The organism is Xanthomonas sp. JAI131 (assembly GCF_013410075.1).
GTDB classification, from domain to species: domain Bacteria; phylum Pseudomonadota; class Gammaproteobacteria; order Xanthomonadales; family Xanthomonadaceae; genus Xanthomonas_A; species Xanthomonas_A bonasiae.
In genome coordinates, this window is the sequence record NZ_JACCCN010000002.1 from 895,839 (window position 1) to 912,514 (window position 16,676).

The following is a 16,676-nucleotide window of genomic DNA, read 5'->3' on the forward strand; positions in this document are numbered from 1 at the left end:
CGATCTGATCTATCAGCACGGCGTCTGGGGTGAAACCGCTCCTAAAGAAGCTCGGCGACTTTTGGTCTGCTGCAGCAAGCTGCTTTTGCGAATCCCCAATGCCGAATCCCAAATCCCGGCCTTCAATCAATCCATCTCCACCATCTCGAAATCGTCCTTGGTCACGCCGCAGTCCGGGCAGGTCCAGGTGTCGGGCACGTCTTCCCAGCGGGTGCCGGGGGCGATGCCCTCTTCCGGCAGGCCGTCGATTTCCCGGTAGATGAAGCCGCAGACGACGCACATCCAGGCGCGGTAGGTGGTGGCAGTGGCATCGCTCATTGGATAATCGCGGGTCTACGGGCCGAACGGAGGGGCATTGTCCCACCGTCGCCTGCACACCGGAAGGCTCCTCCATGAATGCATCACCGCCGCCACGCGGCGTCTACCTGATCACGCCCGACGAGGCCGACGGCGCGCGCCTGCTGGCGCGCGTGGCGCCGCTGCTCGGCCACGGCCCGACCTGGCTGCAGTACCGCAACAAGCGCGCCGACGCGGCGCAGCGCCTGGCCCAGGCGACGGCGCTGCAGGCGCTGTGCGCGCAGGCCGGGGTGCCGCTGATCGTCAACGACGACGTGGCCCTGGCGCAGGCGGTCGGCGCCGCCGGCGTGCACCTGGGCGAAGACGACGGCGACCTGGCCGCCGCGCGCGCAGCGCTCGGTGCCGAGGCGCTGATCGGCGCCTCGTGCTACGACGACCTCGCGCTGGCCCGCGCCGCCGCCGCGGCCGGCGCCAGCTACGTCGCCTTCGGCGCGTTCTTCCCCACCCGCAGCAAGGTCACCACGCGCCGCGCCGACCCCGGCCTGCTGCGCGATGCCGCGGCGCTGGGATTGCCGCGGGTGGCGATCGGCGGGGTGCGTCCCGACAACGGCCGCGCCCTGGTCGCCGCCGGCGCCGACCTGCTGGCGGTGATCAGCGGCGTGTTCGACGCCAAGGATCCGCCTGCCGCGCTGGCCGCCTACCGCGCCTGCTTCGACTGAGGCAGGGGGCCGGCGCGGATATCGAATGCGCCGCTGGCGGAGCGCTCTTGGTGCGAAGCCTCGCGCCTCCAAACTCAGCGAGGCGCTTCGCGCCCGTACCCTCACCCCAACCCCTCTCCCGGCGGGAGAGGGGCTTGGAACCATGCGCGCTCAGAAGTCGTAGCTCAGCGTCACCCGTGCCGAGCGCGGCGCCTGGTAGGCCACTGCCTGGTTCCATAGCGGATTGACTTGACCAGGATTCAATTCGGAGAACGGATAGACATTGGTCACCGTCTGCCGGTTGGTGACGTTGAACACGTCCAGGCTCAGCGCCAGTTTGCCTTCGGCGAACTTCGGCTTGTAGGTCAGGCCCAGGTCGAGCTGCGCCACCCAGCCAAGATTGCCATGCGACCCCGGCGGCGACGCCTCGCCGGTGCCGGTGGCCGGGTTGTAGCAGAAGTGGTACGTGCCGCCGGTGATGCTGGGATTGGCATAGCCGGCCGGGTCGCGGTCGCCGGCGTCGTAGTTGCTGCCGTAGTAATAGCCCAGGCACGGCCGTGGCGCGCCGGAAATCAGGCTCAGGTTCGCGGACGTGCCCCACTCCTCGGTCAGCTGATAGAAGCCGTATGCCTTCAGCTGATGGCGGCGGTCGTTGGACTGGTTGCCGTTGAAATTCTCCATCAGCGCCGCATGGTCCCAGCTCTGCGTGGTCGAGGTCGCCGCCTGGCCCTGGTAGCTGCCCAGGGCGCCGCCGGTGCGCCACAGGTCCGAACGCAGCTGGCCTTCGGTGGTGCCGTAGCTGTGCGACCACACGTAGCTCATCTTGGTGTACCAGCGGCCGTCGAACGGACGCTCCAGGTTGAATTCCAGCGCCGAATAGCGGCGCTTGAATTCGGGGTAGCCGCCCTGCTCGCGGGTCACGGTCAGCGCATGCACCTGGCCGTCGGTACCGATCACCCGGTAGGTATTGGTCTTGCCCGGATTCACCAGCGCCGCGCTGGCGTTCTTGGTCCAGTCGATGTCCACGCCCGCGGCGGCGGCCGCCGCCACCAGGCCCGCGTTGGAGTTGTCGAGGTTGGTGTCGTCGATGCCGTCGTTGAGCCGGCGGTGGGTGCCGCGCACGCCGAACACCCAATCGTTCGGCAACACCGTGGTGAAGCCGAGAATGACCTCGTCCTGGTTCTCGCCCTTGATGTCCTCGGCCACCGCGGTGCGCACGTCGGCGAGCCGGCCGAAACGCGAGTTGGCCGACACCGGCGGCGCCAGCTGGGTGGCCAGGATCGGCGTGCCGTCGGCGTTGATGCCGCTGTAGGTGTAGTAGGTGCTGGTGGACACCGCGGGGGTGAACAGGCCCGCCGGCGACAGCGGCAGGCCGAGGTAGTAGCGGCCGATGTTGCCGTACACCTTCAGGCTGGAATCGCCGTGGACGTCCCAGCTGAAGCCCAGCCGCGGCGCCCACTGGTTCTTCAGCTCGATGTAGGCCTGGCCGAACGGGGTGTAGTTGGTGAAGCTGTCGTTGCGCACGCCGAGCGAGAGCATCAGTCTGTCGGTGGCCTGCCAATGGTCTTCGAGGTAGTACGCGGTCTGCTTGGCGTCGTAGGAATACAGGTTGGTGTCGATGTCCTGGGTGACGTAGTAGCCGGTGCTGCCGTAGGTGGGATCGGCCAGGCCCGGGCTGGGCACGCCGATGCTGCCGTCCTCGGCCACCGAACCGCTGACCTGGCCGCCGCTGTTGAGGCCGTACGGGTCCGGGGTGTAGCCGTAGGTCCACGCATAGCCGGGGCCGGACTTGTACGTGCCGATGTTGATCGCCTCGCTCTTCTGGTTGTCGATGCCGACGTCGATGCTGTGCGCGCCGAGTCGCCAGTTGAGATTGAGGCGCAGGTTGTCCTTCTTGTACTCGCGGTCCGGATCGGTGATCGAGACGACGCGCTGCTGGTTGCTGATCGGCGTTGCGCCGACGTACGCCGGGTTCTGGTTGTCGACGCTGTTGAGGAACGGGCCATTGCCGGCGTCGTAGCCGATCGCGGTGAGCTTGTTGGGCAGGCTCTCCTTGCCGTACAGCGCGGTGAAGGTGAGGTTGTCGCCGAAATAGCCGGTGTACTTGCCCAGGAACAGGGTCGGGCCGAACTCGTTCTTGGCTTCGCGGCCCACATAGCTGCCGACCTCGCGATTGACGTAGTCGTAGCCGTAGATGTTGCCGTTGGTGCGCGCCTTGTCCTGCGCGCCGGTGAATTCGAGCAGGTGGTTGTCGCTGATCTGCCAGTCGATCTTGGCGTAGGCGCGGGTCTGCTTGTAGTCGTAGCGGGTCCACGGCGAGCCGGAGATGCCGCCGGAGGTGACCCGCGCGTCGGCGACGCGGGTGCCGCTGGAATCGACCTGCTCCAGCGCCAGGAAGAAGAACAATCGATCCTGCACCAGCGGACCGCCGAGGTAGGCGCTGTAGGTGGTCTGGTCGGCGGTGGTCTCGCTCAGCGGCATGTAGTTGCCGGCGGTGTACTTGGAATTGCTCGGATCCGAGTACACGCTGTCCTTGCGGAAATACAGATCGCTCTGCCTGGCGCTGAGGCTGTCCGGTTGCCAGATCACCGCCGCGCCGAAATGCCATTCGTTGCTGCCGCGCTTGCCGACCTGGCTGATCACGCCGCCGTTGGAACGTCCGTATTGCGCGCCGTAGCCGCCGGTGAAGATTTCCTGCTGGTCGATCGCGCCGTACGGCAAGGTCAGCCCGCCCAGGCTGCTGGCCGGATCGGTGGTGTTGAAGCCGTTGAGGTAATAGGCGTTCTCGCTCGCCGCCGAGCCGCCGAAGCTGGCCAGCGAGCCGCCGAGCGGGCCGTTGTCGTAGCCGCCGCTGTTGGCGACCACGCCCGGCGCCAGCAACGCGATGGCCTCGGCGCTGCGGCCCAGCGGCAGCACCGCCAGTTGCTCGGCGGTGATCACGGTGCGGCTGTCGACGCTGGCCACGTCGATCCTGGCCACGTTGCCGGCCACCACGTTGACCGCATCCAGCGTCTGCGCCGGGCCGCCGAAGCCGACTTCGGTGCCGGCGCCGACCACCAGGCTGATGTTCTCGCGCGTCTCCACCACCTGGCCGTCGCGCTTGAGGGTGACCGTGTAGGTGCCCAGCGGCAGATTGCCCTGTGCGTAGCGGCCGCGTTCGTCCACCTTGACCTCGCGGCTGAAGCCGCTGGTGTTGGTGATCAGCACGCTGCTCTCGCCGGCGCCGGGCGGCACGCTGCCGACGATGCTGCCGGTGGTGGACTGCGCATAGCCATTGCCGGCGGCAAGCGCCAACGCGAGCGCCAGGGCGCTCCTGCGGATCGTACGGTGCATGCTCTCTCCCCGAAGATGAAGATCGTTGGCAACCCAACGAAAAATGCAGGCGCCGCGCCAATGGCCGATGGCGCGCCCCGCGAACCCTGTGCAAACTCCGCCCACCGCACGGCCGCTCGCTGTCGGCGATCGGGCCGTGCGCCCCTGGACGTTCCGATACTAGGCAGCGGATCACACGAGGGAGCCGGTCGCGGCGGGTAGGTGCGCGGCGGGCGGGTAGGTGCGCGGCCGAACCGCGGGCGACATGGCACGTGCAGGCGGCAGCCGCGACAATAGGCGGCATCGCTCCGCGCCCGGCCCACCGGCCCGGCCAGCCTCGTCAAGGATCCCGCCCATGCACCATGCCCGCTCGCACGCCCTCTTCGCCCAGGCGCAATCGCTGATCCCCGGCGGCGTCAACTCGCCGGTCCGCGCCTTCAAGTCGGTGGGCGGCGAGCCGTTCTTCGTGCAGCGCGCCGACGGCCCCTATCTGTACGACGTGGACGGCAACCGCTACATCGACTACGTCGGCTCGTGGGGGCCGATGATCGCCGGGCACAACCACCCGGCGGTGCGCGAGGCGGTGCAGCGCGCGATCGGCGACGGCCTGTCGTTCGGCGCGCCGTGCCCGGCCGAGGTGACCATGGCCGACACCATCACCCGCCTGGTGCCCTCGTGCGAGATGGTGCGCATGGTCAATTCCGGCACCGAAGCCACCCTGTCGGCAGTGCGCCTGGCGCGCGGCGCCACCGGGCGCAACCGCATCGTCAAGTTCGAAGGCTGCTACCACGGCCACGGCGACTCGTTCCTGGTCAAGGCCGGCAGCGGCATGCTGACCCTGGGCGTGCCGACCTCGCCGGGCGTGCCGGCAGGCCTGAGCGAACTCACCGCGACGCTGAGCTACAACGACTTCGAAGGGGCCACCGCCTTGTTCGACCAGATCGGCGGCGAGATCGCCGCCGTCATCATCGAGCCGGTGGTCGGCAACGCCAACTGCATCCCGCCGCGCGAGGGCTACCTGCAACACCTGCGCGAACTGTGCACCCGCCACGGCGCGCTGCTGATCTTCGACGAGGTGATGACCGGCTTCCGCGTGGCGCTGGGCGGCGCGCAGGCGCACTACGGCGTGGTGCCGGACCTGACTACCTTCGGCAAGATCATCGGCGGCGGCATGCCGGTCGGCGCCTATGGCGGCCGCGCCGAGCTGATGCGGCAGATCGCCCCGTCCGGGCCGATCTACCAGGCCGGCACGCTGAGCGGCAATCCGGTGGCGATGGCCGCCGGCCTGGCGATGCTGGAACTGGTGCAGGCGCCGGGCTTCCACCAGCGCCTGGATGCGGCCACCGCCGCGCTGTGCGCCGGGCTGGAGCAGGCCGCCGCCGCGGCCGGAGTGGCGGTCACCACCAACCGGGTCGGGGCGATGTTCGGGCTGTTCTTCACGTCGGAGAAGGTCGAGACCTACGCCCAGGCCACCGCCTGCGACACCGCCGCGTTCAACCGCTTCTTCCACGCGATGCTCGCGCGCGGCGTGTTCCTGGCGCCCTCGGCGTACGAGGCCGGCTTCCTGTCCAGCGCGCACGATCAAGGCGTGCTGGAGGCCACGCTGGCCGCGGCGCGCGAGGCATTCGGCGTGATCGCCGCCGGCTGAACGGAAACTGAGCACCCGGTCGCGACTTTGCTTTTGTCGCGGCCGTGTCATAAGTTCAACGTTCACGGCCAACGGACGGCATCAGGGCGGGGGCCCGTGGAATCGGTACCGCACACGCGCTTTCCGCGATCTGCGCGGCGAGCCGGCACGCGTCCGACTCCGTACCGTCACCCGAACCGCCAGAGGGCGCAAGGGCGACCGCTGCAGACACTCATGGCGACATGCTCAAGCCTGTCACGCTGTTGAATCCGCGTTTCCCTCCGGCCGCGCACGACAGTCCCGCCATGCCCGACTGGGTGCTGGCCGACAAACTGGCGCCGCCGCGCTCGCGCGTGGCCGCGGTGGCGCGCGAGGCGTTGTTGCAGCACCTGGACCGCGCCGCCGAGCTGCCGCTGACCCTGTTGCTGGCGCCGCCCGGCTTCGGCAAGACCACCTTGCTCGGGCAATGGCACCAGCGCCTGCGCGAGCGCGGCGAGGCGGCGGTAGCATGGCTGTCGCTGGACGAGGACGACGCCGATCCGGGGCGTTTCCTCGCCTACCTGGCACTGGCCGCGCGCGGCGCCGGGATCGAACTCGGCGCGCCCTTGCAGGCCGCGCTGCAGCAGCAGGGCCAGGACCTGGATGTGGCGTCCACCCTGCCGGTGCTGATCCGCGCGATCCGCGCCGCGCCGCGACGCCTGCTGGTGATCCTCGACGACTACGACCGCGGCCACGCCAGCGCGCTCGACGAGGTGGTGACGCGACTGGTCGAACACACCGGCGGCCAATTGCATCTGCTGCTGGCGACACGGCGCGCACCGGCGCTGCCATTGGCGCGCTGGGCGCTGCAGGGCCAGCTGGAACGCATCGGCGCGCGCGAACTGGCCCTGGACGACGCCGAGACGCTGGCGCTGCTGGGACCGCAGGTGCCGGCGGCGATGGCCCGCCAGCTGCGCCGGCAGACCGAGGGCTGGGCGGTCGCGCTGCAATTGGCCGGGCTCTGGCTGGGCGGCGACGAGCGCCGCCGCGACGATCTGGGCCGGTTCTCCGGACGCACCGCCGAGCTGGCGGCATACCTGGCCGAACAGGTGCTCAACGACCTGGATCCGGCCTTGCGCGCCTTGCTGCTGCAGCTCTCGCCACTGGAGCGGTTCAACGCCGCGCTCGCCGACGCGGTGCGCGAACGCGACGACAGCGGTCGCCTGCTGGAGCGGCTGGCGCACTTCCAGGGCCTGCTGGTAGCGCTGGACGGCGAGCACGAATGGTTCCGCTTCCATCCGCTGTTCGCCGATTATCTGTACCAGCAACTGGAGCGCGACACGCCCGGACTGGCGCCGCAGCTGCACCGGCGCGCCGCGCACTGGTTCGACGCGCACGGACAGTTGCCCGAAGCGGTGCGGCATGCGGTGCGCGGCGGCGCGATCGACAGCGCCGCCGACTGCATCGCCCGCGCCGGCACCTGGCAGTTGCTGCTGCGCCACGGCACCGCCCCGATCCGCGCGCTGCTGCGCCGCTTCCCGCGCAGCAGCATCGGCGAGCGGCCGGCGCTGAACCTGACCCAGGCCTACCTGCACATGAAGCTGGGCGAGTTCGCGCACGCGCAGACCCTGCTGGAACGCTTCCGCGATTTCCCCGAACAGGTGCGCGCCCCGTTCGAACGCGACTACACGGTGGTGGTGGCGCTGCTGCGCGACCTGCTCGACCAGATCTGCGCCAACCCGCGCGGACTGGCGCAGATCGCCGCGCAGGCGGCGGCGCTGGACGAGGACGACAGCCTGGGCCGCGGCACGCTATGGTGCATCTGCGCCACCACCGCACTGGGCCGCGCCGATTTCGCCGGCGCCGAGCGCTATGCGCAGCTGGCCGGTACCGCGATGCAGGCCAGCGGCAGCGAAGTCGGCGCCAGCTATGCGCTGATCCATCTGGCGCAGAGCCACTACTACCGCGGCCAACTGGAGCGGGCCGAAGCCATCTGCCGCCAGGCGCTGGCCATCGCCCAGCGCCAGCAACAGCTCGATCCCACCCTGCAGGCGGTCGGCCAGTGCCTGCTGGCGCAGCTGCAATGCGAGCACGGCCGCTACGACGAAGCCGCCGACTGCCTGCAGCCGGCGCTGGGGTTCCTGGAACAGCACGACGGCTGGCTGGACATCTATGCCGCCGGCTACGAGACCGCGCTGGTGCTGGCGCGGCAGCACGACCGCAGCGGCCGCGCCGCGCTGGCTCTGCTCGACCATATCGACCGCATCGCGCATGCGCGGCACCTCGGCCGGCTCGCCGACCTGGCGCTGGCCTGGCGGCTGCACGTGCTGCTCGACCAGCCGCCCTCGCCGGCGATCGACGTGCTGGTCGCGCGCACCGGCGGCGAGGCGCGGTTCGCGCACGCGCTGGGCCAGCCGCAGGATTGGCGCTTCCTCGCCGCGCTCGGCTTCGCCCTGGCCCGCTGGCATCGGCTGGGCGGACGCACCCGCGCTGCGCTGGCGGTGCTGCAAGGCGTCGAAGCGGCCTGCGTGGCCGCCGACAACCAGGTGCAGCTGGCGCGGGTGCGCGCGCGCATCGCGCTGGTGCTGCACGACCGCGGCGAATCCGCCGCCGCCCTGCCCTATCTGCGTCACGCGCTGCAGCACGTGGCCAGCACCCAGGCCTGGCAATGCCTGCTGGAACTGGGCGTGCCGGGCAAGGCGCTGCTGCGCATGGCGCGCCAGCAGGATCCGCAGGCCGCACCGAACACCACGCTGGCGATGACCATCCAGGCGCTGCTCGACAAGCTGCGCCACGACCAGGACAGCGGCGCCGACCTGTTCAGCGAACGCGAACTGGAAGTGCTGGCGCTGCTGGCGCAGGGCGATGCGAACAAGCAGATCGCGCGACGCCTGGCGCTGTCGGAGAACACGGTCAAGTTCCACCTGAAGAACCTGTACCGCAAGCTGGAAGCCGGCACCCGCGAAGCGGCGCTGGCCAGCGCGCTGCAACGCGGCCTGCTGCAGCGCATGGCGCCGCCGGATTCCGCATTGGACTGAGTGCGATCTCGCAATCGCGAGAATCGTCGCGACCCTGTAGGAGCGGCTTCAGCCGCGACCGGGCCCTACCGGGAAAGCCCGGTCGCGGCCGAAGCCGCTCCTACAGGTGAGTCGGCACTGACGCAGGCCGACGCCTGCGGCACCATCCTGTTCGAAAGGCGCTGCAGATCGCCGATCGCAACCTGCAGCGCAACCGCAACCGCGGCGACTCAGCCGAACACGAACTTGCCCTTCATCATCGCCCAGTGCCCCGGGAACGAGCAGAAGAACGTGTAGTCGCCGCCCTTGCTCAACTTGGCGGTGGAGAACTTGACCGTGTCCGACTGCCCGGCGCCGATCACCTTGGTGTGCGCGATGATCCGCGCGTCGTTCTTCGGCAGGTAGTTGTCGGCCAGGCTGGAGCTGGTGCCGGCATTGGCCACCGCCTGGAAGTCCGGGGTCTTGGTCAGCACCCAGTTGTGGCCCATCACCGCGGCAGCGAGCTTGCCGCTGTGCTTGAGCGTCAGCGCCACTTCGGTGCAGTCGGCGGCGACCTTGATCTGGGGTTGGTCGAAGGACATCTGGTCGGTGCCGGTGATGGTCACCGCGCAGGTCTTGGCCCAGGCCGCCGGCGCGAACGCGAGCGCGGCGAGGACCAGCAAGGGGGACAGCGACTTCGCTTTCAAGACGGACTCCTTCAATGGGGACGGCACAGCAACGCGAACCTCGCCAGCATGCGCTGCGCGCGCAGCGGCGTCGCCACGACTGTCTGCCTTTGCGCAAATGTTTGTCAACGACAAGTCCTCGTGCACTGCAGCATCCGGCGCAGGCAATGCCTAGGCGTTGCGGAAGAATCCGTGCAGCGGATCATGCAGCGCCATCCTCGGCGCCGGCACCGGCAGCGGCCCGCGCTTGCCGGCCGCCACCTGCGCGAACGCGCTCTTGAATCGCGCCATCTCCGGCGCGGTGCCGACGGTGATGCGCGACCGGTTCGGCCACAACGCCCAGCTGCGGCCGACGAACACGCCATAGGTGGCCATCGCGTCCATGAACTCCTTCGCCGGGCGCTTCACGTCGACCATGAAGCAATTGCTTTCCGACGCCGTGCACGCATAGCCCTGCGCCCCGAGCCAGCGCACCACGTCGCTGCGGATGGCGCTGTTGAGCGTGCGCCGCTGCGGCACCAGCGCCGGATCGCGCAGGCTGACCAGGCCGGCGGCGACCGCGGTCACCGGCAAGCTGTTGACGCTGTAGAACTTCAGCTTGGCCAGCAGCTCCGGCCGCGCCACCGCATAGCCCAGGCGGATGCCGGCCATGCCGTAGAGCTTGGAGAAGGTGCGCAACACGATCACGTCGTCGCCGGCGGCGACGCGGTCGACCATGCTGCGGGCGCTGTCGGAGAAATGCAGATACGCCTCGTCGACCACCAGCACGCTGCCCTTGGGCTTGTGCGCCAGCGCATAGTCCAGGTCCTTGCGCGACGTCACCGAACCGGTGGGATTGTTCGGGTTGCAGATGTAGATCACCCCGGCGTTGGCGTCGGCGGCGCACATCGCCTGCACGTCGTGCGCGTCGTCCTTGCGCAGCGGCACCTTGATCACCTTGGCGCCGTTGCGCGCAGCGGCGCGCCAGCCGGATTCGAAGGTCGGATCGGCGGTGACCAGCGACGCGCTGGGCGAGGTGAACGCCAGCATGGTGTAGTCCAGCGGCTCGGTGGAACCGGCGTAGGCCATCAGGTGATCGATGCCCACGCCGAGCTGGTCGGCGAGGGTCTGCAGCAATTCCAGTTGCAGCTCGCCCAGGTAACGGCCGCCGCTGGACGCGATCGCGGCGATCGCGCGCTGCGCGGCCGGCGACGGTCCGCCGGGATATTCGTTGGCGTTGATCAGCACCGGCGCCAGGTCGGCATTGGTCGCCTGCGCCGCGGCGGGCGCGGCCTGCGCCAGCCACGGCGCGCCGAAACCGGCCGCGGCGACCAGCGCCGAGTCCTTGAGGAAAGTGCGGCGCGAACGCGACGGCTGCTGCATGGCGGACTCCTTGGAAGACAGGGCGAAGAACCTACGGACGCACGGCGACCACTTCGATCTCGATGCGGTACAGCGGATTGCCCAGCGCGGCGATCTGGAACGCCGAGCGCGACGGCAGGTTGGGCTGTTCGGGCGTGCCGAAGAACTGCCGGTAGCCCTCCATGAACCCGGCGAAATCCATCTTCCCGCCCAGCGCCGGATCGCCGACCAGGAACGCCTGCATCTTGACCACGTCGCGCATGCCCAGGCCCATGCCGTGCAACTGCGCCTCGATCTGCGACAGCACGCTGACGGTCTGCGCCTTGGTGTCGCCGTAGGCGGCAGGCGAATCCTTCGGCGCGCTCGCATCGATCGGCCGCGGCACCGCGCCGCTGAGATAGACCGTGGTCTTGCCCGCCGGGATCTCCACCGCCGCGGAAATCGGGAAATCGCTGTTGGGAATCTTGTGGCGCACGATTTCGGCGGCGCCGGCCAGGGCGGGCAGCCACAGCGCAGCGCACAGACCGGCACGGAGCGAGCGGGAAACGAACGAACGGCGCATGCGGAACTCCTCGCGATCGGAAAAGAGAATGAAACGGAACCGGCTCAGTGCCGCAGCGTGCGCACCTCGTCGGCGCTGAGCTTGCCGGGATAGTCGTTGCCGAACTGGCTGCGCACGTAATGCACGACCTCGGCGACCTGCTGGTCGTTGAGCATGCCGGCGAAACCGGGCATGCCGCCGCGGCCGTCGAGCACCATCATCGCCACGTACGGCGCCGCGGCCACCTTGGGGTTGCCGGCCAGCGCCGGATACTCGCCGCCGCCGCGCGCGCCCTGCCCGCCGGGCATGTGGCAGCTCTGGCAGATCGCCGCGTACACGGTGGCGCCGGAAGCGGTGGCGAACGCGGCCTGCGGATACAGCGGCGTGGCATCGGAGCTCTGCGCCGCGGCCGGGCCGATCGCCGGCGGCAGCATCAGCGCCAGCACCCCGGCCGCGACCGCCGCGGCGAGCATCCAGTGACGATCCAGCTTCATGCGCGGGCTCCGTTGACGACGCGGCGATGCAGGCGCTCGATCGCGTCGAGTGCCGAGGTGATGGCCCCTTCCTGCCAGGCCGGAATGTACGAGGCGTGCTCGCCGGCGAGCGCGATGCGGCCGTCGATCCGGCACAGGTTCTCGTAGTGCTCGGCGCGTGCGGCATCGCTCCACACGCCGAAGCAGCCATGGGTGAACGGCACCCGGTGCCAGCCCACGGCGATGCCGTTGTCGAATTCGCGCGGGTACTGCGGATGCAGCTGGGTGCCGTATTCCACCGCCTTGGCCACGCGCTGCTGCGGCGTCATCGAGGTGAACTCGAACGCCTCCAGTCCCCACACGTAGGCGCCGAGCAGCACGCCCTTGCCGGCGCTCTGGAAACCGGTGCTCGGATAGCTGATCAGGGTGATCGGCAGGTCGGTGTAGCTGATGCCGCCGTAGATCGCCTCGTCCTCTTCCCAGAAGCGGCGCTTGAACTGCAGCCCGACCTTCACCGAGGCCGCGTACGGCACCTGCCCGATCGCGGCGGCCATCTTCTCGCCCACCGCGAGCGGAATGCGGCTGAGGATCGACAGCGGGATCGTGCACACGCACCAATCGGCCTTGGCCAGTTGCTCGGCGCCGGCGCCGTCCTGGTACGCGACACTGACCCCGTGCGCGTCCTGGTCGATGCGGGTGACCCGTGCGTTGTAGCGGATCGCGTCGCCGAGCTGGCGCGCGAACGCCTTGCCGATCTGGTCCATGCCGCCGACCGGCTGGAACATCGCGGTCTGCATTTCGTAGTTGTTGCCCGCCGCCAGCGTGGTCCACAGCCGCGAGCGCAGGATGTCCTGGGTGGTGAACGGTTCGGAGAACTGCGGCTTGCCGGACAGGCCGCCGCCGGGATACTTGGCGAAGCCGCGGCGCTCGCTGCTCTCGCGGCCTTTGACGTAGCCGAAGTCCTTGTCCAGCGCGCCCCAGTTGCGCAGCGACTCGAGCAGGATCTCCTGGTCCTCGCGCTGCACCTGCGCATCCAGCGCGCCCTGCCGGGTGCTCTTGGCCAGCAGTTCGGCCACGTGCCCCTTGTAGTCGGCGTCGATGTCGCGGAAACGCTGCGGCTTGCCGCCGAACCCCTCGCGGCTGTGCAGCAGCGCGTTGAAGTTGACCTGCACGAACGGTTCCAGCGCCACCCCGAACTGCTTGCAGTAGGACAGCACCGCCTTGTGATGGTGCGGGATGCGCCACGGGCCGGGATTGAGGTACATGCCCTCGTCGAAACCGCACTGCTGCTCGAAGCCGCCCAGCTCGGTGTAGCGATCGCCGCCGCGCAGCGTCCAGTTGCGGCCGCCGGGACGCGCGTTGTACTCGAGCACCTGCACGCGATAGCCGGCCTTGCGCAGCTCATAGGCCGCGGTCAGCCCGGCCAGGCCGGCGCCGAGCACCAGCACCGACGCGCCCTTGGCGTCGCCGTCCAGCCGCGGCACGCCGCCGAAGCGCGATTCGGCGGCCAGGCCCAGGCTGTGCATCGCCTGGTACATCATCGCGCCGCCGCCGGCCAGGCCGATCCTGGCGAGCAATTGGCGGCGGGTCATGGCGCCCCTGGTTGGTGCTTGCATCGTCGATATCGCCTCACGGATTGCGGATCGACCATAGCCGCCGCGGCGGCGGCGCAGGCCGTGTGCGGCGGGTAGGTCGCGATGGAGCGGGTAGGAGTGCGGCCGGCGGCGCGCGGCGCGAGCGGATGCGCCGCTGGCGGACGGACCCTCACCCCAACCCCTCTCCCGGGGGGAGAGGGGCTCAAGCGGGGCGCGCGCAGCTCAGAAGCGGTAGGTCAGCTTGGCGTAGTAGCGCGCGCCGAAGTAGCCGACCGGGCTGCCGGTCAGGTACGGCGAGTTGTAGTAGCTGAGGTAGTTCTTCTCGAGGTAGTCGTACGCCGCCGCCGGCACCTTGTCGGGGTATTTGTTGAATACGTTGTCGCCGCCGACGCTGACGGTCAGCTGTTCGGTGGGCCGGAACGTCAGTTCGACGTTGGTCAGCGCCATCGTGCCGATCTTCTGCTTGTAGTACGGCGCGCCGTTGACGTCGACCACGTCGAGCTGGCTCAGCACGCTGTCGGGGAAGATGTCGCCGTTCCACTCGTCGTACGGCGCGATCAGCTGGTACTGCGGGCCGTAGACCGCCTCGGTCACGCGCAGGCTGAACTTGCCGATGTTGAACGTGGCGCCCAGGTTGAACCGGTACTTGGGCGCGTTGTTTTCCAGGTTGATCAGCGTCGCCGCGCTGTACATGGTGGCGCCGCCGAGCACCTCCGGCGCCGGCTTGGCGCTGAGCACCTCGGTCTTGTTGTAGTTGGCCGCCAGCATCCAGTCGATCGAGCCCCAGTCGAACTCGGTGATGTAGTTGGTCACCCAGTCCACGCCGGTGCTGCGCGTCTTCAGCGCATTGTTGAAGATCGCCACCGAGATGTTCTGCCGCGCGGTGGCGTCGAGCGAGCCGCCCGGCGCGGCCGGATCGATGCCGCCGAGGTAGCCGAAATCGACCAGGGCCTGGCCCAGCGCCGCGTTGTAGGCGGCGTCGGGGGTGCCGTCGCCGTTGGTGTCGCCGGGCTGGCCGGCCTTGGAATATTCGAAGGTGCCCACGCCGATGCGGTCGGAAATGGTGATGCGGTAGAAATCGAGCGTGCTGTCGAAGTTGGGCATCGGTCGGAACACGAAGCCGAGGCTGTAGTTGGTGCTGGTTTCCGGCTTCAGGCTGCCGAAGCCCAGCGCCGCCGCGGCCGCGCTGTTGGGCTGCAGGGTCGGGGTGGCGCTGGTCGGGCCGACCTGCACCGCCGAGTAATAGCCTTCCTGCAGGGTCGGCGCGCGGAACCCGGTGCTGGCGGTGCCGCGTACCGCGAAGGTGTCGGTGAAGTCGAAGCGCGTGGTCAGCTTGCCGACCACCTTGCTGCCGAAGTCGCTGTAGTCCTCGTAACGCCCGGCCACATCCACCAGCCACTTCTCGGTCGGATTGAACACCACGTCGGCGTAGGCTGCGTAGCTGTGGCGGCTGTAGGAGCCGGTGTTGAACAGCGGGTTGTAGCCGGGGAACGAGGACGCGCCGGCGCCGTAGTACGAGGTCGGATCGCCCGGATCGATGCCGTACTGGTCGCGGCGGTATTCGACGCCGGCGTTGAAGGTCAGCGGCTGCGACAGGCCGACGTCGAAATCGTGCGTGGCGTTGAAGTTGGTGGTCCACTGGCTGGCCCAGAAACTGCCGTCGTAGAAGTCCTCGGGCGAATAGCCGTAGTCCTGCCACAGGCTGAAGTTCATCGAGTTCAGCGTGTACACGTCCATCTCGTTCTTGCCGTAGCTGCTGGAGAAATCCCACGACCAATCGGCCAGCACGCCCTTCAGCCCGGCGGTCAACTCGTAGTCGACCTCGTCGGAGGCCTCGGACGGATTGAAGCCCAGCGGATACTTGTGGCTGACCGCGCCGGTCACCGGATCGACGTAGCCGCCGTCCTGGCTGGGACGGCGGTAGTTCTCCTCCGACTGCGCGGTCTTCTTGCCGTAGCTGCCGAACGCGTAGAACTCCAGCGTGTCGCTGAGCACCACCCCGGAGTTGAAGAACAGCGCCTTGCGGTGCACTTCCGGCGGGTTGAGCCAGGCGTTGACGTTGGGGAAGCGCCCGTTGAGGGTCATGCCCTCGACGTCGTCGGCCAGGAAGTCGGCCATGCTCGGATTCACCGCCGTGCAGTCGGCATAGTTGGCCACGCAGTCGGCATAACTGTACGAACCGAGCCGGTACACCGTCTTGCGGTTCTCGACCTCGGCGCTGAGGCTGAAATACGCCGCGTCGCTGCCGAAGCCGATGTTGGCGCCCCACGAATCGGTGCCGCCACCGCCATCCTTGTAGCCCGCGTAACCGGCGTCCACTTCGCCGCCGTCGTGGTTCTTCTTGAGGATGATGTTGATGACCCCGGCGATCGCGTCCGAACCGTACAGCGCGGCGGCGCCGTCGGTCAGCACTTCGACGTGATCGATCGCCGCGGCCGGGATGAACGACAGATCGGCCGAGGCCGCGCCGGTGGTGGTGTTGACGTTGGAGGTGATGTGGCGGCGCTTGCCGTTGACCAGCACCAGGGTGTGGTTGGGCGAGAGATTGCGCAGGCTGGCGGTGAGCGTCTGGCTCGCCATGTCGTTGCCGGTCTGGTTGGCGTTGTACGACGGCACCTGGTTGGCGATGGCGTTGATCAGGTCGGGCGCGGCCGACTGCTTGAGCATCTCCGCACTCACCAGTTGGATCGGCGCCGGGCTGTCGGTGACCGCCATGTTGGCCTTGCGCGTGCCGGTCGAAATGACCGTGATCGCATCCAGCGTCTTGGCCTCGCCACCCGGCTCTTCGGCCAACGCCGGCAGCGCCTGTGCGCCGGCCAGCAGCAGCGTCAGCGTGGCCAGCCCGTGGCCGTGCCGTGCATTGCACAGTCCCCTGCATACCGATTCCGCCAGACGATCGGCGTTCAAACGCTTGCTCATGTTCAAGACCCCCGAGGTGACGTGGATGTGGCGTGGATGCGCACCGGTTCCCCGACCGGCGGCGCCGCGATCGCGGCGTGCAGGGACCATAGCCAGCGCACGGCACCGGACGACCGGATCCGACGGGTAGGTGCGCCGCGAGCGGGTGGGTGGGGGGTGGCGAGCGCCGAGCCGCGGGTAGTGGCGTTCATCGCCGCGGGGGAGTGGGTTAA

General features: G+C 69.0%; 11 protein-coding genes. 3 read left to right on the top strand and 8 right to left on the bottom strand.

Annotated features, from left to right (window positions below):
- Nucleotides 1-126 precede the first annotated feature (126 nt).
- The gene (locus tag HDC36_RS10570; RefSeq protein WP_179566989.1) at nt 127-318 is read right to left on the bottom strand and encodes a rubredoxin; all 192 of its coding nucleotides are present in this window, start codon (nt 316-318) and stop codon (nt 127-129) included.
- Nucleotides 319-392: 74 nt separating this feature from the next.
- Here HDC36_RS10570 and thiE point away from each other — a divergent pair, with 74 nt between their 5' ends.
- The gene (gene thiE / locus HDC36_RS10575; RefSeq protein ID WP_179566990.1) at nt 393-1,016 is read left to right on the top strand and encodes a thiamine phosphate synthase; all 624 of its coding nucleotides are present in this window, start codon (nt 393-395) and stop codon (nt 1,014-1,016) included.
- Between the two features lie 150 nt (nt 1,017-1,166).
- Here thiE and HDC36_RS10580 read toward each other — a convergent pair whose 3' ends face one another.
- The gene (locus tag HDC36_RS10580; RefSeq protein ID WP_179566991.1) at nt 1,167-4,328 is read right to left on the bottom strand and encodes a TonB-dependent receptor; all 3,162 of its coding nucleotides are present in this window, start codon (nt 4,326-4,328) and stop codon (nt 1,167-1,169) included.
- 334 nt (nt 4,329-4,662) lie between these two features.
- Here HDC36_RS10580 and hemL point away from each other — a divergent pair, with 334 nt between their 5' ends.
- Both hemL and HDC36_RS10590 read left to right on the top strand, forming a co-directional pair.
- Nucleotides 4,663-5,955 carry a glutamate-1-semialdehyde 2,1-aminomutase gene (gene hemL, locus HDC36_RS10585; protein ID WP_179566992.1) on the top strand — a complete coding sequence of 431 codons (1,293 nt, stop codon included), beginning with the start codon at nt 4,663-4,665 and terminating at the stop codon, nt 5,953-5,955.
- A gap of 221 nt (nt 5,956-6,176) precedes the next feature.
- On the top strand, nt 6,177-8,951 hold the full coding sequence (locus tag HDC36_RS10590; RefSeq protein ID WP_179566993.1) for a LuxR C-terminal-related transcriptional regulator: 2,775 nt from the start codon (nt 6,177-6,179) through the stop codon (nt 8,949-8,951).
- A gap of 209 nt (nt 8,952-9,160) precedes the next feature.
- On the opposite strand, the gene azu is transcribed toward HDC36_RS10590, so the two are convergent.
- From azu to HDC36_RS10620, 6 genes are all read right to left on the bottom strand, one after another.
- A complete protein-coding gene (gene azu, locus HDC36_RS10595) occupies nt 9,161-9,601 on the bottom strand; it encodes an azurin (protein ID WP_318241178.1) in 441 nt (146 codons plus the stop codon).
- A 165-nt stretch (nt 9,602-9,766) separates the two neighbouring features.
- Nucleotides 9,767-10,957 carry a pyridoxal phosphate-dependent aminotransferase gene (locus HDC36_RS10600; RefSeq protein ID WP_179566994.1) on the bottom strand — a complete coding sequence of 397 codons (1,191 nt, stop codon included), beginning with the start codon at nt 10,955-10,957 and terminating at the stop codon, nt 9,767-9,769.
- Nucleotides 10,958-10,988: 31 nt separating this feature from the next.
- Nucleotides 10,989-11,498 (bottom strand): RidA family protein, encoded by a 510-nt coding sequence (locus tag HDC36_RS10605; RefSeq protein ID WP_179566996.1) that lies wholly within the window; start codon nt 11,496-11,498, stop codon nt 10,989-10,991.
- Between the two features lie 44 nt (nt 11,499-11,542).
- Nucleotides 11,543-11,971 carry a cytochrome c gene (locus HDC36_RS10610; RefSeq protein WP_225209733.1) on the bottom strand — a complete coding sequence of 143 codons (429 nt, stop codon included), beginning with the start codon at nt 11,969-11,971 and terminating at the stop codon, nt 11,543-11,545.
- Complete coding sequence (locus HDC36_RS10615) at nt 11,968-13,542, bottom strand: flavin monoamine oxidase family protein (RefSeq protein WP_179566997.1); 1,575 nt, start codon at nt 13,540-13,542, stop codon at nt 11,968-11,970. The genes HDC36_RS10610 and HDC36_RS10615 overlap by 4 nt, the downstream gene beginning before the upstream one ends.
- Before the next feature lie 225 nt (nt 13,543-13,767).
- The gene (locus tag HDC36_RS10620) at nt 13,768-16,464 is read right to left on the bottom strand and encodes a TonB-dependent receptor (protein ID WP_255432679.1); all 2,697 of its coding nucleotides are present in this window, start codon (nt 16,462-16,464) and stop codon (nt 13,768-13,770) included.
- Nucleotides 16,465-16,676 lie beyond the last annotated feature (212 nt).

Bases quoted from the DNA above. Each gene is read 5' to 3' on its own strand.
- HDC36_RS10590 (WP_179566993.1), top strand. From the start codon at position 6,177: ATGCTCAAGCCTGTCACGCTGTTGAATCCGCGTTTCCCTCCGGCCGCG.
- HDC36_RS10580 (WP_179566991.1), bottom strand. From the start codon at position 4,328: ATGCACCGTACGATCCGCAGGAGCGCCCTGGCGCTCGCGTTGGCGCTT.
- thiE (WP_179566990.1), top strand. From the start codon at position 393: ATGAATGCATCACCGCCGCCACGCGGCGTCTACCTGATCACGCCCGAC.
- HDC36_RS10570 (WP_179566989.1), bottom strand. From the start codon at position 318: ATGAGCGATGCCACTGCCACCACCTACCGCGCCTGGATGTGCGTCGTC.
- HDC36_RS10615 (WP_179566997.1), bottom strand. From the start codon at position 13,542: ATGACCCGCCGCCAATTGCTCGCCAGGATCGGCCTGGCCGGCGGCGGC.
- hemL (WP_179566992.1), top strand. From the start codon at position 4,663: ATGCACCATGCCCGCTCGCACGCCCTCTTCGCCCAGGCGCAATCGCTG.
- HDC36_RS10600 (WP_179566994.1), bottom strand. From the start codon at position 10,957: ATGCAGCAGCCGTCGCGTTCGCGCCGCACTTTCCTCAAGGACTCGGCG.
- HDC36_RS10620 (WP_255432679.1), bottom strand. From the start codon at position 16,464: ATGAGCAAGCGTTTGAACGCCGATCGTCTGGCGGAATCGGTATGCAGG.
- HDC36_RS10610 (WP_225209733.1), bottom strand. From the start codon at position 11,971: ATGAAGCTGGATCGTCACTGGATGCTCGCCGCGGCGGTCGCGGCCGGG.
- HDC36_RS10605 (WP_179566996.1), bottom strand. From the start codon at position 11,498: ATGCGCCGTTCGTTCGTTTCCCGCTCGCTCCGTGCCGGTCTGTGCGCT.